This is a genomic window from Amycolatopsis sp. NPDC049253, from assembly GCF_040678995.1.
In the GTDB taxonomy this organism is placed as follows: domain Bacteria; phylum Actinomycetota; class Actinomycetes; order Mycobacteriales; family Pseudonocardiaceae; genus Amycolatopsis.
In genome coordinates this window covers 230,361-253,888 of the sequence record NZ_JBFAQX010000002.1, presented here as the reverse complement: position 1 = coordinate 253,888, position 23,528 = coordinate 230,361, and the positions used below count along the sequence as shown (strand labels likewise).

At 71.4% G+C, this 23,528-nt stretch carries 21 protein-coding genes; 6 read left to right on the top strand and 15 right to left on the bottom strand.

Annotated features, from left to right (window positions below):
- Nucleotides 1-29: 29 nt before the first annotated feature.
- The 11 genes from AB0K15_RS05480 to AB0K15_RS05430 all read right to left on the bottom strand — a co-directional run bounded on the left by AB0K15_RS05480 (nucleotide 30) and on the right by AB0K15_RS05430 (nucleotide 12,318).
- Nucleotides 30-1,196: an acyl-CoA dehydrogenase family protein gene (locus AB0K15_RS05480; RefSeq protein ID WP_364045874.1), complete on the bottom strand. Its 1,167-nt coding sequence runs from the start codon at nucleotides 1,194-1,196 to the stop codon at nucleotides 30-32.
- Between the two features lie 50 nt (nucleotides 1,197-1,246).
- Nucleotides 1,247-1,903 (bottom strand): GntR family transcriptional regulator, encoded by a 657-nt coding sequence (locus AB0K15_RS05475; RefSeq protein WP_364045872.1) that lies wholly within the window; start codon nucleotides 1,901-1,903, stop codon nucleotides 1,247-1,249.
- Complete coding sequence (locus AB0K15_RS05470; RefSeq protein WP_364045870.1) at nucleotides 1,896-4,115, bottom strand: penicillin acylase family protein; 2,220 nt, start codon at nucleotides 4,113-4,115, stop codon at nucleotides 1,896-1,898. The genes AB0K15_RS05475 and AB0K15_RS05470 overlap by 8 nt, the downstream gene beginning before the upstream one ends.
- Nucleotides 4,112-5,077 (bottom strand): oligopeptide/dipeptide ABC transporter ATP-binding protein, encoded by a 966-nt coding sequence (locus tag AB0K15_RS05465; protein ID WP_364045868.1) that lies wholly within the window; start codon nucleotides 5,075-5,077, stop codon nucleotides 4,112-4,114. The genes AB0K15_RS05470 and AB0K15_RS05465 overlap by 4 nt, the downstream gene beginning before the upstream one ends.
- Entirely contained in the window at nucleotides 5,077-6,030 is a 954-nt protein-coding gene (locus AB0K15_RS05460) for an ABC transporter ATP-binding protein (RefSeq protein WP_364045866.1), read from the bottom strand. The genes AB0K15_RS05465 and AB0K15_RS05460 overlap by 1 nt, the downstream gene beginning before the upstream one ends.
- Entirely contained in the window at nucleotides 6,023-6,868 is an 846-nt protein-coding gene (locus tag AB0K15_RS05455; protein WP_364045864.1) for a polysaccharide deacetylase family protein, read from the bottom strand. Before AB0K15_RS05455 ends, AB0K15_RS05460 begins: the two co-directional genes overlap by 8 nt.
- Nucleotides 6,865-7,641 carry an SDR family oxidoreductase gene (locus AB0K15_RS05450; protein ID WP_364045862.1) on the bottom strand — a complete coding sequence of 259 codons (777 nt, stop codon included), beginning with the start codon at nucleotides 7,639-7,641 and terminating at the stop codon, nucleotides 6,865-6,867. Before AB0K15_RS05450 ends, AB0K15_RS05455 begins: the two co-directional genes overlap by 4 nt.
- The gene (locus AB0K15_RS05445) at nucleotides 7,638-8,492 is read right to left on the bottom strand and encodes an ABC transporter permease (RefSeq protein ID WP_364045860.1); all 855 of its coding nucleotides are present in this window, start codon (nucleotides 8,490-8,492) and stop codon (nucleotides 7,638-7,640) included. Before AB0K15_RS05445 ends, AB0K15_RS05450 begins: the two co-directional genes overlap by 4 nt.
- On the bottom strand, nucleotides 8,489-9,478 hold the full coding sequence (locus AB0K15_RS05440; protein ID WP_364045858.1) for an ABC transporter permease: 990 nt from the start codon (nucleotides 9,476-9,478) through the stop codon (nucleotides 8,489-8,491). Before AB0K15_RS05440 ends, AB0K15_RS05445 begins: the two co-directional genes overlap by 4 nt.
- 1 nt (nucleotide 9,479) lies before the next feature.
- Nucleotides 9,480-11,000 (bottom strand): ABC transporter substrate-binding protein, encoded by a 1,521-nt coding sequence (locus AB0K15_RS05435; RefSeq protein ID WP_364045856.1) that lies wholly within the window; start codon nucleotides 10,998-11,000, stop codon nucleotides 9,480-9,482.
- 82 nt (nucleotides 11,001-11,082) lie between these two features.
- Complete coding sequence (locus tag AB0K15_RS05430; RefSeq protein ID WP_364045854.1) at nucleotides 11,083-12,318, bottom strand: threonine synthase; 1,236 nt, start codon at nucleotides 12,316-12,318, stop codon at nucleotides 11,083-11,085.
- A 666-nt stretch (nucleotides 12,319-12,984) separates the two neighbouring features.
- On the opposite strand from AB0K15_RS05430, the gene AB0K15_RS05425 reads away from it, so the two are divergent.
- A complete protein-coding gene (locus AB0K15_RS05425; RefSeq protein ID WP_364045852.1) occupies nucleotides 12,985-13,440 on the top strand; it encodes a hypothetical protein in 456 nt (151 codons plus the stop codon).
- Nucleotides 13,441-13,558: 118 nt separating this feature from the next.
- On the opposite strand, the gene AB0K15_RS05420 is transcribed toward AB0K15_RS05425, so the two are convergent.
- Both AB0K15_RS05420 and AB0K15_RS05415 read right to left on the bottom strand, forming a co-directional pair.
- Complete coding sequence (locus AB0K15_RS05420) at nucleotides 13,559-14,425, bottom strand: ABC transporter substrate-binding protein (protein WP_364045850.1); 867 nt, start codon at nucleotides 14,423-14,425, stop codon at nucleotides 13,559-13,561.
- A gap of 154 nt (nucleotides 14,426-14,579) precedes the next feature.
- Entirely contained in the window at nucleotides 14,580-15,140 is a 561-nt protein-coding gene (locus AB0K15_RS05415) for a GDSL-type esterase/lipase family protein (protein WP_364045848.1), read from the bottom strand.
- Nucleotides 15,141-15,228: 88 nt separating this feature from the next.
- Between AB0K15_RS05415 and AB0K15_RS05410 the strand changes: the two genes are divergently transcribed.
- Nucleotides 15,229-16,134 (top strand): cyclase family protein, encoded by a 906-nt coding sequence (locus tag AB0K15_RS05410; protein ID WP_364045846.1) that lies wholly within the window; start codon nucleotides 15,229-15,231, stop codon nucleotides 16,132-16,134.
- A 6-nt stretch (nucleotides 16,135-16,140) separates the two neighbouring features.
- Here AB0K15_RS05410 and AB0K15_RS05405 read toward each other — a convergent pair whose 3' ends face one another.
- Complete coding sequence (locus AB0K15_RS05405) at nucleotides 16,141-16,806, bottom strand: GntR family transcriptional regulator (protein ID WP_285968284.1); 666 nt, start codon at nucleotides 16,804-16,806, stop codon at nucleotides 16,141-16,143.
- 265 nt (nucleotides 16,807-17,071) lie between these two features.
- On the opposite strand from AB0K15_RS05405, the gene AB0K15_RS05400 reads away from it, so the two are divergent.
- From AB0K15_RS05400 to AB0K15_RS05385, 4 genes are all read left to right on the top strand, one after another.
- Nucleotides 17,072-17,908 carry an alpha/beta hydrolase gene (locus AB0K15_RS05400; RefSeq protein ID WP_364045844.1) on the top strand — a complete coding sequence of 279 codons (837 nt, stop codon included), beginning with the start codon at nucleotides 17,072-17,074 and terminating at the stop codon, nucleotides 17,906-17,908.
- 168 nt (nucleotides 17,909-18,076) lie between these two features.
- Nucleotides 18,077-18,856, top strand: a complete 780-nt coding sequence (locus AB0K15_RS05395; RefSeq protein WP_360595670.1) for an amino acid ABC transporter permease — start codon at nucleotides 18,077-18,079, stop codon at nucleotides 18,854-18,856.
- Nucleotides 18,857-18,858: 2 nt separating this feature from the next.
- On the top strand, nucleotides 18,859-19,641 hold the full coding sequence (locus AB0K15_RS05390) for an amino acid ABC transporter ATP-binding protein (RefSeq protein WP_364045842.1): 783 nt from the start codon (nucleotides 18,859-18,861) through the stop codon (nucleotides 19,639-19,641).
- 34 nt (nucleotides 19,642-19,675) lie between these two features.
- Nucleotides 19,676-21,151 carry a serine hydrolase gene (locus tag AB0K15_RS05385; RefSeq protein ID WP_364045840.1) on the top strand — a complete coding sequence of 492 codons (1,476 nt, stop codon included), beginning with the start codon at nucleotides 19,676-19,678 and terminating at the stop codon, nucleotides 21,149-21,151.
- Between the two features lie 61 nt (nucleotides 21,152-21,212).
- Here the strand turns inward: AB0K15_RS05385 and AB0K15_RS05380 are convergent, their stop codons facing one another.
- Nucleotides 21,213-23,510 (bottom strand): aminotransferase class III-fold pyridoxal phosphate-dependent enzyme, encoded by a 2,298-nt coding sequence (locus AB0K15_RS05380; protein ID WP_364045838.1) that lies wholly within the window; start codon nucleotides 23,508-23,510, stop codon nucleotides 21,213-21,215.
- Nucleotides 23,511-23,528 lie beyond the last annotated feature (18 nt).

Sequence of the window (23,528 nt, the reverse complement as noted above, 5' to 3'; positions counted from 1 at the left end):
GGGCGGGACCGCTCGTTGCGACCTGGGCTTCAGTACGACTTGGGCAGCCCGAGCACGTGGGTGGAGACGTAGTTGAGCACCATCTCCTGGCTCACCGGTGCGATCCGCAGCAGGCGGGCTTCGCGGAAGTAGCGCTCGACGTGGAACTCCTTCGCGTAGCCCATGCCGCCGAGGGTTTGCATCGCGCGGTCGGCGGCTTGGAAGCCCGCGTCGGCGCAGAGCCACTTGGCCATGTTGGCCTCGCGCCCGCACGAGAGGCCCTGGTCGTAGCGCCAGGCGGCGTTGCGGGCCATGAGCGCGGCGGCGTCGAGACGCGTGCGGGCTTCGGCGAGCGGGAACGCGATGCCCTGGTTCTGCCCGATCGGCCGGTCGAACACGATGCGCTCGCGCGCGTAGGCCACGGCGCGGTCCATCGCGGCGCGGCCGAGGCCGAGGGCCTCGTGGGCGAGCAGGATGCGTTCGGGGTTCAGGCCGTCGAGCAGGTAGCGGAAGCCCTGGCCTTCCTCGCCGATGCGGGCCGATGCGGGCACGCGCAGGTCGTCGATCGCGACCTCGTAGGAGCTGACGGCGTTGCGGCCCATTTTCGGGATCGCGGTCAGCGTGACGGCTTCGGGATCGACGTCGACGAGGAACAACGACATGCCGTCGGTGGGCCGCTCGACGTCCTCGAGCGGGGTGGTGCGCGCGATGAGCACCATCTTCTGCGACTGGCCGGCCTTGGTGATCCAGACCTTGCGGCCGTTGATCACGTAGCCGTCCCCGTCGCGGCGGGCGAAGGTGCGGATGCGTGTGGTGTCGGTGCCGGCGTCGGGTTCGGTGACACCGAAGCAGACGTGCAGCGAGCCGTCGGCGGCGCGGGGGAGGATCTCCTCCCGCAGGGCGGCGCTGCCGTGTTTCACGATGGTGTTGAGGCCGAAGATCGTGAGGTGCATGGTGCTGCACCCGTTCATCCCGGCGCCGGACGCGGCGACTTCCTCCAGCAGCAGCGCGGCTTCGAAGATCCCGAGCCCGCCGCCGCCGTACTCCTCGGGGATCGCGATGCCGAGCCAGCCCGCGTCGGCGAACGCGGTGTAGAAATCCCACGGGAACTCACCCTCGGCGTCGCAGCGCGCCCAGTACTCGTCGGGGAACTTCGCCGCCAGCTCGCGGGCGCCGCGGCGCAGTGCTTCCTGGTCTTCGGTCAGCCCGAAGTCCACGTGCTCCACCTCCGTGTGTCGTTGTTCGGGCAGTTCTACTCGGGCGGTGCTTATTCGGGCAGAGCCGACTCCAACGCCCGGATCACCTGGGCGACGTGCCGGCGCGTCGCCTGTTCCGCGGCCGCCGTGTCGCCGGAGCGCAACGCGTCCAGGATCTCCCCGTGCTCGTCGAGACTGGCCTCGGGACGCCCGGGGACGGTGATCGTCACGTTCTGGCCCAGCTGCAGCTGCGCGCCGAGCAGGTCGGCGATGGCCAGCAGGCGGCGGTTGGCCGAGCCTTGCCAGATCAGGGCGTGGAACTCGCGGTCGAGCTCGGCGTAGCGCGGCACGTCGCCGGCGGCCAGCGCCGCGTGCTGGCCCTCGACGAGGTCGGCCAGCCGGGCGAGCAGCTCGACCGGTTGCGTGCGGGCGATGTCCCGCGCGGCGAGCGTGTCGACGGCGGAGCGCAGTTCGTAGATGTCGCGCATGTCCGCGACCGTCAGCTCGGCCACGAAGTACCCCGAGTGCTGGCGGGCCACGAGGAACCCCTCGCGTTCGAGGATCGCCAGCGCGGCCTTGACCGGCGTCGGCGAGATGCCGAGCCGCTCGGTCAGCGGCCGCACGGTCACCCGCTCGCCGGGCAGCAGCTGCCGGTCCAGCACGGCCTCGCGGATCGCCCGGTACGCGGTGCGGACCAGGCTGGCCGGTTCGGGGGGCTGGTCAGTCACCGGGTCGCGGCTCCTCGATCGTGGTTGCGTCCGCTGTGGTCGCGGGCGGGTGCATCGGGACGAGCTCGTGGCGCTGCCACACGACCAGCTGGTCAGAATAGTGCGCCGAACCGGGCGAGCCGGACGCTCCGCCCGGAATCACCCAGCCGGCGGCGTCGAGATCGGCCAGATCGAGCACCTGGCGGTAGACCGACAGGTTGGTGATGTCGAACCGCCCGCCGGGAGCCCAGCCGTAGGCGCCGTTCTGGATCGTCTCGTTGTCCCCGCCGATGCCGGCGGCCGGCGGGTCGAACTCCGCGCCGACGACGGGGTGCAGCGGGTGCTTCGCCGCCGTCCGGTGGACCTCGCCCCACGGCCGCGGGCCCGTCTCCGCCACGCGGCGCCAGGCCGCGGCGAGCGCGTCGGCGAGCAGGTCGTCGCCGAGGCGCTCGGCGGGCCACTCGCCCTCGCGCGGCCAGGTCAGGCTCGCGAACCAGCGGCGCAGCACCACCGGCATGCCCGGCAGCCCGCACTTCATCAGCCACGCCCGCGTGTCCGCGCCGATCTCGGCGTCGAGCACGCGCGCGGCGACCTCACGGCGGAAGCACGCGTGCACGAGCCCCGCGGACTCGTCCGGTCCGAGGTCGCCCCGGCCGGCCACGATCACGGCGCGGGCCAGCTCCGCGTCCGCCGAAAAACCACCGTACGGGCCGCGCCTCTCGAGCAGCTGCGCCCAGCGCCGGGCCGCGACCGACGTCGTGTCGCCCTGCCACGCGCGCATGTCGCCGGCCGTCGCGGGGCCGGCCGCGGCGGCCAGCTCGTGGATGCGCTCGGCGCGGTAGGAGTCGTTGACGGCGTGGGAGATCACCGGGTGCGTGGCGGCGGTGACCGTGTTGTTCGACGTGACGATGAGGTCCTCCGGCGGGTCCTCGGTCCGCGGCATGTCGCCGAACGGCACGCGGCCGCGCCAGCGGTGCGCGGGCTCCCAGCCGGGCACCGGCAGCTGGGTCGCGGCGTGGTTGCCGCGTGCCGGGAGCTGCCCGCGAAGCAGGTAACCGAGGTGCCCGTCGACGTCGGCGGCCAGGAGGTTGTTGACCGGGTCGACCCAGCCGTCCTGCGCGTCGAGCAGCACGGGCACTCCCTCGGCGAGCAGCATCCGGCGCAGCACGCCGAACTGCTCGCACGCGCCGTCGGTGGCCGTCCAGCGCAGCGACAGGGCCGCGCCGCTCGCGGGATCGCCGTGCACGACGGGACCGTTCGGGGTGAGCCAGCAGCGTTCGACGCGGTCCTCGCCGTCGCGGACCCGGATGACCTCGTCGCGCACGGACGCGTCCGCCCAGCCGTCGGCCGTGCGCACCTGCTCGCCGCGGAAGTGCTCCACGTAGAGGTCCTGCGCGTCGGCGGCGGCGTTCGTGATCGCCCAGCCGACGCGGCCGTTGTGGCCGAAGTGCGGGAAACCCGGGAGCCCGGGGAACGTCGCGCCGGACACCTTGAACTCCGGGCAGCGCACGTGGGCCTGCCAGTAGGTGTTCGGCACGTCCAGCGCGCGGTGGGAATCGTTGACCAGCAACGGTTTCCCGCTCGCGGTGCGGCTCGGGCCGAGGACCCACGCGTTGGACCCGCCCTCGGACTCGCCGAGGAAGCCGAGGTGCTCGGCCGCCGCCTCGACGTCGGCGCGCGCCTGCTCGAACAGGTTCGCGCGGGCCTCGTCGACCCGGCCCAGCGGCGGCACCGTCACGCGCATGCCCGGCAACGGCCGCGGGTCCAGTTTCGCGGCCGCCTCGGCACCGGCCGTCGCGCGCAGCACGGCGCGGGCGATCTTGTACTGCCACACGCCCATCAACACGTGGCGGATCTTGAACATCAGCAGCGAGTCGCGGGGCGTCCACGGTTCCCAGCCGATGCCGCCGCGCTCGTGCTCGACGCCGGTGCCGTGCTCGGCGACGTGGGCGTTGACACCCGCCGCGTAGTGCTCGAACGTCGCGAGCGTGGCGGGGTCCATGGCCGCCAGGTCGCGGTCGGCGGCGTCGGCGAGGCGCAGCCGGCGCGCGAGCCGGTCGGCGGCCACGGCCGGCTCGCCCACGACCTCGGCCCAGCGGCCGGCCGCGCGGCGGCGGTCGTACTCCAGCTGCCACAGCCGGTCCTCGGCGGCGGCGCGGCCGAGCTCGAACCACGCCTGGCCCTCGGTTTCCGCCACCACCGAAGGGATTCCGTACGCGTCGCGAGTGATCATGCGGCCCCGACCCGCGCGGTCTCGGCGTAGTGGCACGCCGCGGCTCGCGTGTCCGCGAGCGGCCGCAGCGCGGGATCCTCGGTGCGGCACCGGTCCGTGGCCAGCGGGCAGCGCGGGGCGAACGCGCAACCGCCCGAACGCGTCAGCGCGCTCGTGGCCTCGCCGAGCTGCTCCACCGGCTCCTGCCGTTCGTGGTCGCGCACGCGTGGCCGGGGCGCGGCGGCGAGCAGCAGCTGGGTGTACGGGTGGCGCGGGTCGGCGAACAGCTCCTCGGTCTCGCCCTCCTCGACGATCCGCCCGAGGTACATCACGGCCACGCGGTGGGCGAGGTGGCGCACCAGCGCGAGGTCGTGGCTGATGAACAGGTAGGTGATGCCGCGCTCGTCCTGCAGGCGCCGCAACAGGTTCACCACCTGCGCCTGCACCGAGACGTCCAACGCGGACACCGGCTCGTCGCACACGAGGAACTCCGGGTCCAGCGCGATGGCCCGCGCGATCGCCACGCGCTGGCGCTGCCCGCCCGAGAGCTCGTGCGGGTACCGCTGCGCGAGCTCCGGCGCGAGGGTGACGGCTTCGAGCAGCTCCCGCACGCGCGCGTCGAGATCACCGCGGAACCGGTGCACGCGCAGGGGTTCCGAGACGATCTGCCCGACGGTCATGCGGCCGTTGAGGGAGTCGTAGGGGTCCTGGAACACCGGCTGCATCGTGCGCCTCAGCTCGCGCAGCTGCTTCTTGCCGATCGAGTGCACGGCCTGGCCGGCGACCTCGACGCTGCCTTCGTCGGGCCGTTCCAGCGCGAGCAGCAGCCGCCCGGTGGTCGACTTCCCGCAGCCGGACTCGCCGACGAGCGCCAGCGTGGTGCCCTGCCCGACGCGCAGGCTCACGCCGTCGACGGCCGCCATCGTGCCTCCGCGCACGGCGTAGCGCTTGACCAGTCCTTCCGCGACAACGAGATCCGCCATCACGCCACCTCCTGGGATTCGCGGGACACCGGGTGCCAGCACGCGACGCCCTCGACGAGCGCCGGAGCCGTGGCGCAGGTGTCGTCGGCGTGGTCGCAGCGCGGGCGGAACGGGCAGCCTTCGAGCACCGCGCCGACGGCGGGGACCTGCCCGGGGATGGTGGGCAGTTCCCCGGCCGCCGGCCGGTCGGGATCGGGCACCGAGCGCAGCAGCGCCGCGGTGTAGGGATGGCGCGGGGCTTCGAGGACTTCCCGGACGGTGCCGGTCTCCACGACCTTGCCCGCGTACATCACGGCGACGCGGTCGGCGATCTCCGCGACCACACCCATGTCGTGCGTGATGAACAGCAGTGCCGTGTCCCGCGTCCGTTCCCGAAGCAGCGCGAGGACCTGGGCCTGCACCGTCACGTCGAGCGCCGTGGTGGGCTCGTCCGCGATGAGCAGCTCGGGACTGCCCGCCAGCGCGATCGAGATCATCACGCGCTGGCGCATGCCGCCGGACAGCTCGTGCGGCATCTGCCGGGCTCGCGCCGCGGCGTCGGTGATGCCCACGGACTCCATGAGCTCCACGGCCTGGCGCAGCCGGGCCGAGCGCCGCATCGGCGAGTGGATGGCCAGCACCTCGGCGATCTGCGTGCCGATGCGGGTGGTCGGGTTCAGCGAGCTCATCGGGTCCTGGAAGATCATCGCCGCGCGGGTGCCGCGCAGGCGCCGCAGCTCGCGTTCGCCGCGGCCGATCAGCTCCGTGCCGCCCAGCGTCGCCGACCCCGTCACCTGCGCGGCGGCGGGTTCGAGACCGAGCAGCGACAGCGCGGTGAGGCTCTTGCCGCAGCCGGATTCCCCGACCACGGCGAGGGTTTCGCCGCGGCCGACGGTGAGGTCGACGCCGCGCACGGCTTCACGGCCGGCACCGAACGACACCTTCAGGTCCTGCACTTCCAGCAGCTCAGTCATGACCGGGCCTGCCCAACTCCTCGAGGGGGACTTCGTATCCGGTGCCGTGCTCGCGGTGGTGCGCGGCGAGCTCACCGGCGCATGCGGTGGTCAGCTCGTCGTCGGCGACGACGGAGGCGAGCAGCGCTTCCAGCGTGGCCACGCGGGCGGGCCGGCCCGACAGCCACGGGTGGACGGTGATCATGCACAGCGACCCGAGCTTCCTGGCCGCCGCGATCTCGGCGGCCCAGCCGGCCAGCACCTCCGGTGTGGTCGCGGGCGGCCGAGGATCCCCGCCGACGTAGCGGTAGTAGGGCGCGTCGTCGGTGGCCCAGTCGACGGGGACCTCCACGACGTCGTCGACGAGGTAGGGCCGGTCGTCGCCCATCAGGGAACTGTCATACGTCAGGCCGAGCTCGTGCAGGACTCCGAACACGTCGGTGGTCATGTCCCAGCTGGGGGAGCGGTAGCCGACCGGCCGTTCGCCGGTGATCGCGGTGAGCGTGTCCGCGGCGCGGGCCAGCGTGCGGCGCAGCTCGTCGCGCGTCAGGCCCGTCGGTGCTTCGTGGCACCAGCCGTGCAGGGCCAGCTCGTGCCCGCGGGCGTGGACCTCGGCCACCTGCTCCGGGTAGCGGTCGGCGATCCAGCCGGGCACGAACACCGTCGCCCGCAGGTGCAGGTTGTCCATCATGGACAGCAGGTTGCGGATCCCGCGCCGCGGCCCGTAACGTCGCTGCTCCAGCTCACCGACGGAGGCGGGCGGGTTTTCCCGGGTGCGCCACAGGTGAGGTGATTCGCCGTCGAAGTCGAGGGTGAAGCACACGGCCGCGCGGGCGCCGCCGGGCCAGGGGTAGCTCACGACGCACCTGCCGAGGGGGTGAAGTCGCCGGCGGTGCGGCCGCCGTCGACGTCGAGGGTGGTGCCGGTGACGAACGACGCGGCGCCGGAGCACAGCCAGAGGATCGCCGACGGCGCGTCGCCGGGGCCGGACGTGCGCCCGAGCGGGATCGCCCGGCGCATCTTGGCGACGTGCTCCTCCGGCAGTTCGCTGACCTCGCTTCCGGGCGCGAAGCCGGGGCCCACGCTGTTGACGCGGATCCCGGCCTCACCCGTCTCGAGGGCGAGCGACCGGGTGAGCATCTCCAGCGCCGCCTTGCTCGCGGAGTAGACGCCGCCGGTGCGGGTGGGGCGTTTCGCCGCGCCGGAGGACAGGTTGACGATGCAGCCCTGCGTGCCGGTCGCGGTCATGGTCGCGATCACGTGCCGCGCCAGCTGGTAGGGCGCGAGGACGTTGACGGCGAAGATCGTCTCCACGGTCTCGCGCTCGGTGGTGGCGACCGGCGTGCGCGGGTAGATGCCGGCGTTGTTGACGAGGATGTCGGCCGTCGGCCAGCGCTCGTCGATCGCCGCGATCAGCTCGTCGACGCCGGCGCCGGTGGCCAGGTCGGCCACCGCCGCGTGCGCGCCGAGCCGGTCCGCCAGCTCCCGCACCGGCTCGGGCCGGTTGTCGGACAACAGCAACTCGGCGCCTTCGGCGTGGAACGCCTCGGCCGTCCACGTGCCGATCAGCCCGGCCGCGCCCGTGATGACCACGCGCTTGCCGGTGAACTCGCCTCGGTAGTCGGGGATCATGCGGTCTGCCTCGCCATCCGTCGAAGAAGCCGCGGGCGCGGCAGCTCGGCGCGTTTCGCCGGGTCCAGCCGGTCGCGGGCCGCGTCGCCCAGCAGGTTCACGGCGAGCACGAGGAGGAACAACGCGATGCCCGGGAAGGTCGCGAGCCACCACGCCGACGCGATGTACTGCTGGCCGTCGGAGAGGATCGAGCCCCACGACGCGGTGGGCGGCTGCACGCCGAGGCCCAGGAACGACAGCGAGGCCTCGTAGATCACCATCAGGCCCAGCTCCAGCGTGGCGACCACAATGGACACCGGAAGCACTTCGGGCAGCACGTGGCGCACCACGATCCACCACGCGGGCGCGCCCGTCGCCGTGGCGGCGCGGACGAACCCGCGGCCGCGGGCCTGGAGCGTCGCGGAATGGGCGACGCGGGCGTAACGCGGCCAGCGCACGAGCGCCAGGCACACCACCACGTTGAGCAGGCTCGGCCCGAGCACCGCGACCACGAGGATCGCCAGCAGGAAGAACGGCACCGACAGCACGATGTCGACCACGCGCATGATCACCGCACCGAGCCAGCCGCCGCGCCAGCCCGCGAGCACGCCGAGCGCGATGCCGACGACACCGCCGGCCACGACGGCGCCGATCGCCACGAGCAGCGAGACCTGAGTGCCGTAGATGACGCGGGAGAGCACGTCGCGTCCGAGGGCGTCGGTGCCGAGCCAGTGGTGTGCGCCCGGGGGCAGCAGCCGCTGCGCGAGCGTGACCTTGTCGGGGTCGAACGGCGCCAGCAGGGGAGCGAAGACCGCGGCCAGCACGTAGATCGCCAGCACGACCAGGGGAATGACGATCGCGCGCCGCTTCACGCCGCACCTCCGTTGCCACCGGTGGCGACGCGCCGGTCGATCACGCCGTAGAGCAGGTCGGTGAGCAGGTTGATCACGATGTACACCGCGGAGGCGAACAGCACGATCGCCTGCACCACCGGGAAGTCGCGCGCCGACACCGACTGGATCGTCAGCTGGCCGATGCCCGGCCACGCGAAGATCACCTCGGTCACCACCGCGCCGCCGAGCAGGTTGGCCAGCTCCAGCGCGGCGACCGTGAGCACCGGGATCGCGCTGTTGCGCGCGAGGTGACGCAGCACCAGCCGCGTGGTGCTCGCCCCTTTGGCCCGCGCGGTGCGCACGTAGTCCTGCGACAGCTGTTCGAGCACCGCGCCGCGTGTCACGCGGGCGATCGCCGCCGCCGAGAGCGAGGCGAGGGTGACGGCGGGCAGCAGCAGGGAAAGCGGCCCGTCGTACCCGGTCGACGGCAGCCAGCGCAGCGCCACCGAGAACACGAGCACGAGCAGCAGGCCGGTCCAGAACGCGGGCATCGCCTGTCCGATGAGGACGATCGGCATGAGCACGCGTTCCTGCCACTTGCCGCGTTTGAGCGCCGTGATGACGCCGATGACCACGCCGAACACCACGGACAGGATCAGCGCGGCCACCGCGAGGTTCGCGGTGTAGGGCAGCCGCTCGGCGATCAGCGCTGTCGCCGGCCGGTTCTGCACGTACGAGTACCCGAGGTCGCCGCGCACGGCGTTGCCGAGGAACGAAAGGTACTGGTGCCACAGGGAATCGCTCAGTCCGAGCTGCTCGCGCACCCGCTCGATGTCGGCCGCCGTCGCGCCCTCGGGCACGAGCAGCCGCGCCGGGTCGCCGGAGAGGCGCAGCGCGAAGAACACGATGGTGGTCACGCCGAACAGCGCGAGCACGGCCTGGCCCAGCCGGCCCGCGACGTACCGCGGGGTGGCCGGCAGGCTCCTCGTCCGCCTCCGGCGGGCCGACACTGCGATCGCCGTCATGTCAGCTCACCTTCATCTGGTCGAGGAACAGGCTTTCCGACGCGTCGGGTGTCCACTGCAGACGCGAGTTCGCGCCGTACACCGCGTATGCCTGGAACAGGCCGATGCCCGGCAGGTCGCGGTTGAGCAGCTCGAACGCCTGCGAGTACAGCTTGGTCCGCTGCGCGGGGTCGATCGTCTCGCGCGCCTGCTCCACGATCTTGTCGAAGGCGGGGTTGCTGTAGGAGCTCCAGATCTCGCCGGTGTGGAACAGCGGGTAGATCACGCCGTCGGAGTCGAGGCACGAGCACGACCACTTGCCGAAGCGGATCGAGCCCCACTCGTGCGCCGGGTCCTGCACCTTCTTCAGGTACGTCGCCTGGTCGCTGTTCTGGATCTCCACCTGCAGCCCGACGGCCGCCAGGTCACCCTGGATCGCCTGCACCACCTGCGGGTCGAACGACGGCGAGGTCGCCATCACCAGCTTCGCGCCGACCGCGTGCGCTTCCTGCAGCAGCCGTTTGGCGTCCTCGGGGTCGTGGTGGTTGTCCGGCAACGACTTGTCGTAGCCGAACGCCAGCGGTGTGGCCATGGAGTTGATCGGCTTGGCGTAACCGCGCTGGAGGTTCTTGATCAGGGCGTCGTAGTCGATCGCCTCGGCGATGGCCTTGCGCACCCGGGGGTCGTTCGTGGCGCCGCCCTTGATCGTGTTGTACGCGAGGTAGGCGACGCGTTCGGTCGGCGTGGACAGGATCGCCAGCGTCGGGTCGCGGCGGATCTGGTCCGCGGCGTCCGGCGTGAGCGTGGTCGCGAGGTCGACCTTGCGCGACTGCAGGTCGGCCACGCGGCTGGCCACGTTGGGCACCGCGCGGAACACGGCCGTGCGGATCTGCGTGGGCGGCCCCCACCACTTCGGGTTGGCCGTGAGCACGACCTCGGAGCCCGCCGTCGCCGACTGGAGCACGAACGGGCCGGACCCGATCGGCTTCACGGCGAACTGCTTGTCCCCGACGCGCTGCACGTAAGCCTTCGGCACCACCGAGAGCGTGGTCAGGTAGCTCAGCAGCGTGGGGGAGGGCACCGACGTGTGCACCACGAGGTCGCCGCCGTCGGCCGTGGCCTTGTCGATCACCGAGAAGTTCGCGTACTGCTGGCTGCCGAACTTCTTGTCCAGGATCCGGCTGATCGAGTACGCCGCGTCCTCGGCGGTGAGCGGACTGCCGTCGCTGAAGGTCACGCCGGGGCGCATGGTGAAGCGCCAGGTGAGCGGATCGGTCTGCTGCCACTTCGTGGCGAGCCAGGGTACGACCGCGTTCGTCTTCGGGTTCCGGCGCAGCAGCTGGTCGAAGATGTTGCGGTACACCGAGTACGTGTCGGTGTCGTACTGCTTGCCGGGGTCCAGTGTGGACGGGTAGTTGGCGGTGTCGATCGTGATCGTGCCGGGGCCACGGCCCGCGCTCGCCGGCTGGATGCCGCACGAGGCGGCACCCAGGGCGAGGGCGGTGGCCAGGAGGAGCGCCGCACGGAAACGTCGTCGGTTCATGGGCTCGGTCCTGTCAGATCGGCTGCTGAGGTGGGGACATCAGATCAGATCCAATCGAGCTGGCGATGGCCTGCGAGCAGAGTTAACGCGCTCGCAACGCACCCCGGGCCGGGATCGCGTCGGTCTTCGCCAGCAGCGGCGCGTCGACCTCCACGGTCTCGGGGTACTTGATGCCGGCGCCGGTGTTGAGGACCACGACCTCGTCGTCCTCGCTCACCCAGCCGGACTCGCGCAGCTGGTCCAGCGCCGCGAAGCAGGCTGCGCCCTCGGGGCAGACGAACGCGCCCTCGAGTGCGGCCAGCCGCCGTTGCGCGGCCAGCAGTTCGTCGTCGGTCACCGCGATCGCGGTGCCCTCGGTGGCCCGGACGGCGTCCAGCACTAGGAAGTCGCCGAGCGCCTTCGGCACGGTGATGCCGAAGGCGACGGTGCGCGCGTCGGGGAACAGGGTGCTTTCCGTCGCCCCGGACTTGAACGCCTCGACGATCGGCGCGCAGCCGGTGGCCTGCACGGCGACCAGGCGCGGCAGGTCGCCGGAGATCCAGCCCAGCTCCCGCATCTCCAGCAGTGCCTTGTAGATGCCGATGATGCCGACGCCGCCGCCGGTCGGGTAGAGGATCACGTCCGGCACGCGCCACCCGAGCTGCTCGACGATCTCGTAGCCCATCGTCTTCTTGCCCTCGAGCCGGTAGGGCTCCTTGAGGGTGGACACGTCCTGGTAGCCCTGGCGTTCGGCCACGGCGGCGCCGACGAGCTTGCCCGCGTCGCCGATCAGACCGTCCACCCGGTACAGCTCGGCGCCGGCGGCCAGGCATTCCTTCATGGTGATGGCGGGGGCGTCGTCGGGCATCGCGATGAGACTGTCCATCCCGGCACGGGCCGCGTAGAGCGCCCAGGCCGCACCGGCGTTGCCGTTGGTCGGCATCGCGACGCCGCGCACGCCGAGCTCGGCCGCGCGCGATACGCCCACCGCGGCGCCGCGCGCCTTGAACGACCCGGTGGGCACCAGGCCCTCGTCCTTCATGAGCAGCTTCGGCACGCCGGACTGCTTGCCCTGGTTCGGCAGCGGCAGCAGCGGAGTCAGGCCTTCGCCCAGGCTCACGATGTTGTCGCGCGAACGCACGGGCAGCACCTCGTGGTAGCGCCACAGGCTCGGCTCGCGGGTCGCGATGTCCTCGCGCGTCACCGTTTCCCGCACCCGCTCCAGGTCGTACCGCGCGAGCAGCGGTGCTCCCGCGGCCGACGTGCCGGCCACCTGGTCCGCCTCGTACCGGTCTCCGGTCCGGGAGCACTCCAGGTGACTGAGGAACGAGAACGTCATGCCGCCTCCACAGGTCGGGTCGGAATCCCCGAGAGTTTGGATCCAAAACGGCGGTTCGTCAACCGGGTCCACCCTTCGGTATCGGTTCCGAAGCCTCTTCGGCCCTGCTCGGTCGCGCAGCGGTGATCATGGAAAACGCGCCGGCGGAATGCGCGACCACGGGCTCGCGCACCGTGACCTGGGCTGCGCGGAAAGGCGGCTGAGGCCGTGTCAATGGCGGGTAGCCGGAAAGTCAACATCACTGCTGACCTGCATCGATCAGTGTTGATCTGTGCGGACAATCACTCGTCAGTGACATTCCCGTGTCCGATTCGTAATGTCGAGGCCGCTTTGCGTGTGCCGTATCCCCCGAATTAGCGGCGCGCGTTCCCCGAGCTAAGAAAATGGTGCACCAGGATGTCCGGAAGACATCGCTACCGGTCGCTGTCGTGGCGGCTGCCAGTCGGAGTCGGCGTGTTCGCCGCCCTCGGGCTGGTGGCCCTCGTGTGGCTGACGGGCGCTATCCCGGGCGGTGGGCAGGTCTCGGCCGCCGACCGCCTCGCCCTCAGTTCACCGCAGCCCGCTTCGAGCGCTCCGCTGTCCGGCGCCCCCACGCCGAGCAGCACGACGCCAAGCAGCCCGACCCAGACGACCCCCAGTACGACTCCGAGCACATCGGTTCCCCGTATGTCGGCCGCGTCCCTGAAGCCGACGACGACGAAGCCGGTCGCCAAGACCAAGCCGAAGCCGCCGCCCGCGGCGAAGAACACCTTGTCGGCAGGTAAGGCGTGTTCGTCCACTTTGGCCGGTGCGCAGCCCAACGCGGCCCAGGTGGGCAACCACATCCTCACGAAGTTCAAGGTCGGCTCCGTCGGCGGCCGCGCCGGCCGGGCGGGCACGAGTGACCACCCCACCGGTCTCGCGCTCGACTTCATGGTCGACACCGCGACCGGCAACGCACTCGCCGCGTACGTGCTGGCCCACCAGGGCGAGTTCGGCGTGACGTACGTGATCTGGCGCCAGCGCATCAACACCGGCAGCGGCTGGGACCCGATGGAGGACCGCGGCAGCCCCACCGCGAACCACTTCGACCACGTGCACGTGTCGTTCAAGGCCGGGGCCAAGGTGTCCGTCACCTGCTGAGCGGGGGAGCCGAACACCGGAAACGACAAGGGGTTTCCTGCCCGGCGTGGGCAGGAAACCCCTTGTCTCCCCGCTGCGCGCCACGGGAAGGCGCGGCGGAGCACCGAGTCCCGTCCGGCTACGGCGTCGGCTTGCCCTGCTTCTCGATCTGCTGCTGGATCGACGGCCAGAACTGGTACATCTGCGTCGGGTACGGCAGGTTCGGGAAGTACTTCTGGTACAGCTTGAGGAACGTGCCGTCGTTCGCGAGCGCCGTGAGCTCGGTGTTGTAGGCGTCGAGGAACTTGGTCAGCTTCTTGTTGACCGCCTCGGCGCCCGGCTGGTCCTGCGGTGAGGTCAGCGCGACCTTGAGCTTGCCCGGGTGCTCGGTGAAGATCTGCCCGACGTGCGTCGAGCCGAGCACCATCGCGTCGAGGTTGCCCGCGAGCAGCTGGTTCACGCCCGCGCCGTCAGTGGCCTCGGACACGAGCTGCGACGTGGTCATCTTCTTCTTCGCGAAGTCTTCCTGCGTGCTGTTCGCGCCGGCGCCCACGCGCTTGCCGGCCAGGTCCGGAATGGACTTCGCGGTCGAGCTCGCCGGGACCACGACCACGTTCTGGCCCCAGAAGATCGCCTTCGTGAACGCCACGCTCTTCTTGCGTTCGTCGCTCGCCACCAGGCCCACCGACATCAGGTCGTACTGACCGCTGGTGAGGCCGGGGAGTCCGGCTTGGACGGTGGTCGTCTTGTAGACGATCTTGAGGTGCATCCGGTCGGCGATGAGGTTGTTCAGGTCCACGAGCATGCCGACCGGCTTGCCGCTGGCGTCGGGGGAAACGAACGGGTAGTCGCCCGCCGTGACCGCCGCCGTGATGGTGCCGGGCTGGGCGAGGCCGAAGTCGTTGCCGGCCGCGGAATCGCCTCCACCGCACGCGGTGACTGAGGCGGCGGTGAGTGCGGCGAGGCCGAGCGCACCGAGCGCGCGCCGCAGGGGAAGTCGGTTCATGGGTCTCCTTCGCCAGACCGGGAGCGGGAGGGTGAGGGGTGGAGCGGGAGGGGGGAAGCGGGGAGCGCTCACGATGGAGCGGAACTATAGGCTATAGAACTTCAGAACGTCAACGACTTGTAGTTCCGGCTTCAATGCGAGGCCTTCCGGAAGATCAGTGCAGGTCAGACGTGGTGCCGGCGGCCGAGATCCGCTCGGCGAGCGCCGAGATCACGAGCCGGTAGGCGTCTCCGGTGAGGTGCAGACCGTCCTCGTGCACGGGCTCGCCGGCGGCGACGAGCGGCGCCACCGCGGCGTCGGTGTCCACCGCGTTCGCGGCCGAGACGACCTCACGCAGCACCTCCCGGTAGGTGCCGAGCACGGCGTTCGTGCGCCCGCGCCTGCCGACGCCGTCGATCTCCTCGATCGAGGGCGGCAGGAACCCGATCAGCGTGGCCGGGGCGAAGGCGTCGGCGATCGTGCGCATGTTCTCGGCGTACGCGTCGAGCTCCACCAGCCGGTCGGGCGCGCAGTCGTTGGCGCCGAAGGACAACACCACCACGTCGGGGTCGGTCCGGGCGATCGTGGCCGCGCGGCGCGCCCCGTCGTCGCTCTTCCAGCCGCCCGCCGCGCAGTTGAAGACGAGCACGTCGCCGGCCTCGGCCTCGAGCTGGTCGATGCGGGGCTTGGTGAACCGGCCCAGCATGCTGTCGCCGAACAGGACGATCTTCTTCACTCGTCGCCGCCTTTCCCACGGTTGACAATCTGGTACTTGTCGCTTAGAAAATACCAACATTCAGAGGCGAGCCGGAAGAGGTGGAGCGGTGGCGCGTGACTGGACCCGCGCCGAGGTGGAAGAGCAGCTCCACGGCCGCAGCAACTGGGGCCGCTGGGGCGCCCACGACCAGGTCGGCGCCGTCAACCTGATCACCGCCGCCAAGCGGGCCGAAGCCGCGCGGCTCGTGCGCGCGGGCCGCACGGTGTCGCTCAGCCGGCCCTTCCCGACCCGCCCCGACGTGGACAACCCGCGCCCGGCTTCGCACTACACGACCAAGACGCCCCGCGGTACCGGCGGGATCTCCGGTGACTACTACGGCATCGAGTACCACGGCGTCGCCGCCACCCACGTCGACGCGCTCTGCCACGTCTGGGACGAACGCGGCCTGTGGCAGGGCCGCGACCCCGACGTGGAGCTCACCTCGCGCGGCAGCCGCTGGGGCTCGGTGGACCATTGGCGCGAAGGCATCGTCACGCGCGGGGTCCTGCTCGACGTGCCGGCCTTCCGCGGCGAGCCCTACGTGACCCTCGACCGCCCGGTGCACGGAGCCGAGCTCGAGGAGATCGCCGAGGCGCAGGGCGTCGCCGTCGGTCCCGGCGACGCGGTGGTCGTCCACTGCGGACGCGACGCGTGGGACCGCGAGAACCCGCCGTGGGGCACCGAGACGAGCCGCCCGGGCCTGCACGCCTCCTGTCTGGCGTTCCTGCGCGACCACGACTGCGCCGCGCTGGCGTGGGACATGCTCGACCGCGCCCCGAACGACGGGGGAGTGCCGTGGACCGTGCACGGCGCGATCTTCGCCTACGGGCTGGCCGTGGTGGACAACTGCGCGCTCGAACCACTGGCCGCCGTGTGTGCCGAGGAAGGTCGTCACGAGTTCCTCTTCGTGGTGGCGCCGCTCGTGGTCGAGGGCGGGACGGGCTCGCCGGCCAACCCGCTGGCGCTCCTGTGAGCGCCCTCAGGCCTCCAGCGCGGCGATCGCCCGGCGGCCGAGACTGCCGAGCACGTGCTTCTTCATGGTCCGTTCGGCTGTGCGGGCGTCACCCGAGATCACGGCCTGGGCGATCTCGATGTGCTCGCGACGCACGCGTTCCTGGTCCTGCGGGGAGTCCGGTTTGGACTGCAGGCCGATCAGCCGGTAGCGGTCGGCCTTGTCCCAGAGTCCTTCGAGCAGCGTCATCAGCAGCGGGTTGTGCGAGGCCGTGTAGACGCTGCGGTGAAACGCGCGGTGCACCAGCAGCGAGTCGAAGCCGGTGGACGTGCTCAGCGGCTCGAGGTCCTTGAGTGCCGACTCGATCGCCGCGATGTCGGCGTCGGTCCGGCGCGTGGCGGCGAGCTTGGTGGCCAGCGGGTCGAGGCGTTCGCGGACCTCGAAGAGGCTGCGGGCCTCCTCGGCGTTGAGCCGGCTCACCCGCGCGTCGCGGTGCGCGTCGATCGTCACGAGCCCCTCGGCGTCGAGCCGCCGCAGCGCCTCGCGCAGGGGAGTGGTGCTCACGCCGAGCTCCGCCGCGAGCTGCTCCTGGGAGATGGACTGGCCCTGGATCAGCTCGCCGGCCAGGATGCGCCGGCGCAGCTCCTCGTAGACGTAGGCGTTCTTCGTGAGGGCTGGGCGGGGATGGGTCATCGGCCTGGTTGTCTCTCTCCGCGGACATGGGGGGACCGCAAGGATATCGGTCTCCCTCCCGCTCGGTGGGCAGGCTGTGGCCTGCGGCCTGCATTCTGTCGGGCCGAACGAAGCCGCCTCGTGGGTCCGCCCGCCCGGAGTTGTCGCATCGCACACCGTCAAAAGCTGTCTTCACGCCCTTGACCAGATCTATAGCCTATATCGTCTTCGTGCGTAGTGCATCGTCCCTGCGCGTCCCCCGAACCCCGAGGAGCTCCCGGCTGCCATGACCACCACCACCGAACCCGACTCCCAGGGAGCCCACTTCGTCGGCGCGACCCCGTTCTTCGCCTCCGGCCACGACCAGCGCCTGTCCTACGCGTTGTTCGTACCGAAAGACCACACGCCCGAAGCCGCCCCGCTGCCGCTGGTCGTCGTGCAGCACGGCACGGGCCGCTCGGCCGAGCTCTACCGCAACCAGTGGGCGGACTTCGCGACCCGCCACGGGTGCGTGATCCTCGCGCCGCTGTTCCCGGCCGGCATCGGCAAGCGGCGCGAGCTCCACGGCTTCAAGTTCCTGGAGTACGACGGGATCCGCTTCGACGAGGAGCTGCTGCACATCGTCGAAGAGGTCGGCGAGGAGTTCAACACCGAGACCGAAACCTTCTTCCTGCACGGTTTCTCCGGCGGCGGGCAGTTCGCGCACCGGTTCTTCTACGCCCACCCCGAGCGCCTCGCCGGCGTCTCGATCGGCGCGCCCGGTCGCATCACGCAGCTCGACGACTCCCTGCCGTGGTGGCTCGGCACCGGCGGCTTCCGCGAGAAGTTCGGCATCGAGCTCGACCTCGCGGCCCTGCGCCGCGTGCCGGTGCAGATGGTGGTCGGCTCTGCGGACGTGGAGACGTGGGAGATCAACAACGCCGGTGGTCCGAACTGGATGGACGGCGTGGAGAAGACCGGCCGCACGCGGATCGAGCGCATCGAGACGTTGCGCGACAGCTTCGAGCGCAGCGGGCTCTCCGTGCGGTTCGACGTGGTACCCGGGGTGGCCCACCAGGGCAGCCTGGTGATCCCCGTGGTCCAGGACTTCTTCGCCGGGCTCCTCGCGAGCCGGGTGAAGTGAACACTTCAGACGTTGACTATCTTGTCGAATCTGCTACCGTGAGCGCCACGTCACAGTTATAGTCTATAAGACGAACTGCCGGCCGGTACCGGCGCCGACCCCGCTGAGGCCGGGTCCGCGCGCACTCCCGCGGTCCGCGGCCGAACCGAGGTAAGGACACCTGGTCCCATGGGCGATTTCCTGCATTCCTTCTTCGACATCCACCAGATCCTCGCCGTGCTGCCTTCGCTGCTCGGGGAGGGCCTGCGCAACACATTGATCATCGCGTCACTCGCGCTGATCCTCGGACTGGTGGTGGGCCTGCTGCTGGCGATGCTGCTCATCTCCACGCGCTGGTGGCTGCGGATGCCGGCCCGCGTCTACGTCGACGTGTTCCGGGGCCTGCCCGCCATCGTCACGGTGAGCCTCATCGGCATCGGGCTGCCGTCGGCGGGGGTCCGCCTGTTCGGCCAGTCGCCGATGGGCTACGCGATCCTCGCGGTGGGCCTGATCAACGCGGCCTACATCGCGGAGATCTTCCGCTCGGGCATCCAGAGCGTGCCGCCCGGCCAGGCCGAGGCGGGCCGCAGCCTCGGGATGAGCCACCTGAGCACACAGCTGCTCGTCGTGGTGCCCCAGGGCATCCGCAACGTGCTGCCGGCGCTGGCGAACCAGTTCATCGTGGCCGTGAAGGAGAGCTCGCTGGTTTACCTGCTCGGCCTGGCCGTCGGGGAGCGCGAGCTGTACTTCATCGCGCAGCAGGCACAGTCCATTTCGTACAACTCGTCGTCGTTCGTGGCCGCGGGCCTGGTCTACATCGTGTTCACGGTGCCGCTGACGCACCTGGTGAACTGGTTCGACAAGCGGCTGCGCGAAGGCCGCCGTCCGGCGAGCGGCGGTGGCGGCCCGGCAGCGACGCCGCAGCCGCTGATCCCCGTCGGTGCCACCGGATTCGAAGCGGGAGCGTGAAGGTGAACCAGGTCTCGACGTCCCCTCAGGCGCCGGACGAGGCGAAGGCCGACGTCCCCGCGATCGAGCTGGTCGACATCTGCAAGTCCTTCGGCCTCGTCGAGGTGCTCAAGGGCGTGTCGGCGACGGTCGCGCGCGGCGAGACCGTGTGCCTCATCGGCGCTTCGGGCTCGGGCAAGTCGACGCTGCTGCGGTGCGTGAACCTCCTGTCCCCGCCGACCTCGGGCACGATCCGGCTGCACGGGCAGACGATCACCGACCCGAAGGTGGACCTCAACGCCGTGCGCTCGCGCACCGGCATGGTGTTCCAGCACTTCAACCTGTTCCAGCACAAGAGCGCGGTGGACAACATCGCGCTCGCGCTGCGGCGGGTGCGCAAGATGTCGCGCGAACAAGCGCGGGAACGCGCGCTGCAGCAGCTGGACAAGGTCGGCCTGCGGGCGCTGGCGTCAGCGCGGCCCTCGCACCTGTCCGGCGGGCAGCAGCAGCGCGTGGCCATCGCGCGTTCGCTCGCGATGGAGCCCGACATCATGCTGTTCGACGAGGCGACCTCGGCGCTCGACCCCGAGCTGGTGAAGGGCGTGCTCGACGTGATGCGCGACCTTGCGACCTCGTCCGGGATGACGATGATGGTGGTGACGCACGAGATGAACTTCGCCCGCGAGGTCGCCGACCGCGTGCTGTTCGTGGACAGCGGCGTGATCGCCGAGGAAGGCCCGGCCCGGCAGCTGCTGACCGACCCGCGCACGCCGCGGCTGAAGTCGTTCCTTTCGCAGGTTTTGTGATTCTGTAAAGAAGTTCCGCACGAGAACGGTGAGCATGAGCAACGCCTTCCACGACCCGGCACCGGCGCTGGACCCGGGCCCGGTCCACACCCTGCTGCAGACCCTGGCCGAACGTGGGATGCGCGTGCACTCCCTGCTCGTGCACCGCCACGGGCGGACCGTGCTGGACCTGTGGCAGTGGCCGCACGAACCCGGCCTGCGGCACAAGGTGCACTCGGCCACGAAGAGCTTCACGTCCGCGGCCGTCGGGTTCGCCGAGGCCGAGGGCCTGCTCTCGCTCGACGATCCGGTCGTCGGCTTCTTCGCCGGCCGGCTGGCCGGCGAGCCGGGCGAGAACCTCGGCCGCATGCGCGTGCGCGACCTGCTGACGATGTGCACGGGCCACGCGCGCGGGCTGTCGGGCGCCACCACGCGGCTGCGGCGCACGGGCTGGGTCGACGAGTTCCTCGAGGAGCCCGTGGTCGAGCTGCCGGGGCGCAACTTCACCTACAGCAGCACCACGAGCCACGTGCTGTCCGCGATCGTGCAGCAGGTTTCGGGGCTGCCGGTCGACGAGTACCTGCGGCCACGGCTGTTCGACCCGCTGGGGATCACGGACTACACGTGGGAACGGGACCCCGAGGGCGTGTCCAGCGGGGGCAACGGGCTTTCGCTGCGCCCCCGCGACCTGCTGAAGTTCGGGGTGCTGCACCTTCGGGACGGCGTGTGGGACGGCTCCCGCGTCCTGCCGGCCGGCTGGGTGCAGAAGGCTTCCGCGCTGCACGTGCGCCGCGCGATCAGCGGGGAGTGGAACGGCAAGGAGCTGGTGCCGCCCGCGCCCGACGTCGTCGCCGACGAGGGGTACGGCTACCAGTTCTGGACCACCGAGGCCGGGATCTACAGCGCGTCGGGCATTTTCGGCCAGGAATGCATGGTTTTCCCGCGCCACGACGGCGTCGTCGTGATCACCGGCGCCATGGGCGACGGCAGCTACCACGACCTGCCGGGCATGTTGCGCTCCGCGTTCACCTCGGCGTTCGAGAGCCCCGCCCGCGAACAGTCCGAAGTGGACGCTCTGGCCGCCTGGGTGGACCGCGCCCGGGAGCCGGAAACCGTCGGCGCCGCGGTCCAGCGCGCCGGGTTCACCGCGACCTACGACTTCGAGCCCAACGAGCAGGGCCTCGTGTCGCTCGCGGTCGAGGTCCGCGACGGTTCGGTGCACGTCGTCGTCGAGGACGAGCTGGGCCGGCACCCGATCGACCACGGTTTGGGCACCTGGACGCGCCAGGACACCGGCGTGAGCGTGTGGCGCCTGCACCACTCCTACCAGGACCCGACGGCAGCCGTCCTCGCCGCAGGGCAGTGGTGGTCGGCCGACGAACTGCACCTGACGTGGCACTTCCTGGAGTCGCCGTTCGTCGACCGGCTCGACCTGACCTTCGACGACACCGGCGTCACCGTCGGCCACGCCACGAACGTCAACTCCGGGCCGACGACCCTGCCGCCGGCCCGCGGCGAGCTCCGCAGGTAATCCCCGGCCCGGCCGTGGGGTCCGCCGCACCGACGGCGGACCCCACGGCCGGTTTCCGTTGTCAGGCGCGCATTTCCGCCAGCCCTCGCCGCAGCCGCTCCAGGAACTGGCTCACGTGCGCGTCCTCCCACACCAGCGGCGGGCGCACCTTCAGCACGTCACCGCGCGGGCCGGTGGAGCCGGCGAGCACACCCTGCCCGACCAGCTCCGAGACCAGGGCGCGCGTGACCTCGCGAGATGTGGACGCACCGGAGCCCACCACGTCGACGCCCGCGAGCAGTCCGGTGCCGCGGACCTCGCCCAGCAGCGATTCCTCCGCGGCCAGGGCCCGCAGGCCCTCCCGCAGGAACGTGCCCGTCGCGGCGGCGCGGGCGGGCAGGTCGGTGAGGCTGAGGACGTCGAGCACCGCGTGGCCGGCCGCCGCGGCCGCCGGTGTGGCGGCGAAGGTGGAGAAGTACTCGTAGCTGCCCGCGAGCGCGTCGGCGATCTCGCGCCGCGTCACGACGGCGCCGATCGGGTAGCCCGCGCCCATCGGCTTGCCCAGCGTCACGAGGTCGGGCGTCACGCCGGCGAGCAGGAAGCGCCACAGCTGCGGGCCGCTGCGGCCGTAGCCCGACTGCACCTCGTCGGCGAGGTACAGCGCGCCGGCCGTGTGGGCGCCCGCGACGAGGCCGGCCACGAACTCGCCGGGCGCGTCGAGGATGCCCTCGGAGGTGAACTGCGAGTCCGCGAGCACGAGCGCCGGGCGTTCCCCCGCCGCACGCAGAGTCTCGTCCGCCCGGCGGATCCGTTCGGCCGCAACGGTTTCCGTCAGCTCGGGAGCCGGGCCGCGGGGTGCCACGAACGTCGCGACGTGCGCGGGCCGGTAACCCGCGGGCCACTCGTTCGAGCTCAGGTCCGCCATCCACTTCGACGCCCCGTGGTACGCGTGCTCCGCGATCACGGCCGCGCCCGCACCGGTGTACTCGGTGGCCAGGCGCCACGCCAGCTCGTTGGCCTCGGTGCCGGACGTGGTGAACAGAACGGTGTCGAGCGGCGCCGGCATGGTCGCGAGGATGCGCTCGGAGAGCTCGACGATCCCCGCGTGCAGGTAGCGCGAGTGTGTGTTCAGCTGCGCCAGCTGCCGGCTCACGGCCTGTGTCACGGCGGGGTGCGTGTGGCCGATGACCGCGACGTTGTTGTACGCGTCGAGGTACCGCGCGCCGTCACGGGCGTAGAGCCACGGCCCCTCGCCGCGCACGATTTCCAGCGGCCGCCGGTAGAACAGCGGGGAGAGCTTGCCGCCCATGGCCCGCGCGCGCCGCGCCGGGAGGCTGTCCGGCGAGATCGCTGCCGTGAGGTCCCGCGTGCCCGCCAGCCGCGCCAGCCGGTCGGCGAGCTCGCGCACGGACAACGCCGACAGCAGCTCCAGCGCCTGCTCGCTGTTGGTGTCGTACTGGGTGATGTAGCGGTGGTTGTCCGCGTGCGGGCCGCGCCGGGTCGCCGACACCGCGAGCGTCGTGAGCAGGCGTGCGATCACGAGCTCGCCCAGCACCGCCACCTCGGCCGGGGACAGCGAGCGGTGGCGCTGATAGCCGCGCAGCACGGCGTCGGTGAGGCGCCACAGGCGGTCCGCGTCGCCGCCGCTGAGGCGCAGCACGGACGTCAGCGTCACGGCCAGGTCGGCGACGGCGGCCGTGTGGTGCATGTCGCCGAAGTCGATCACGCCGGTCACGCTCGCGCGCGCGGCCAGCACGTTGGTGAGGGTCACGTCGGCGTGCTGCACCCCCGACGGGAGCGTGGCGGTGGCCGCCAGCGCGGGGGCGACGCGCTCGGCGAGCTCACCCAGCCGCCCCGTCGCGATCCCGGCCGCCGCCAGGACCTCCGGCATCCGCCGGATGTCCCACATCAGCGTCCGGCCGGCCGAGGGGTGGAAGAACCCTTGCAGCGCCACGGAAACGCGCGCGGCGACCGCCCCGACCTGCGCGGCGAGGTCGGGGTCGAGCGGTCCGCCTTCGAGCGGTGAGCCGGGCAGCAGCGTGATCAGCCGGGCGAGGCATTCGCGTCCGGCGTCGTCACGCGGGCGCGCGACGGGTTCGCCGGCCGTGGTCGCGACCGTCTCCGGCACTGGCAGCTCGGGGTCGGCGGCGTGGACGTGCTCCAGCGCGCGGGTCTCCATGTCCACGACGTCGGCCTGCTCGGCGGGGTTGGAGATCTTGAGCACGAACCGGCCGTCGACGAGCACGTTGAGGTCGCGTTCGCTGTCGAGCGGCTCGAGGACCGGGGCGGTGAGCGCCCAGTGCTCGCCGAGCACGGCGCGAAGGCCCTCGGTGGAGAACTTCGGTGCCGGCTCGGCGAAGATGCCGGTGGCGGTGGTCATGCTGGGGAGCTTCCTTTC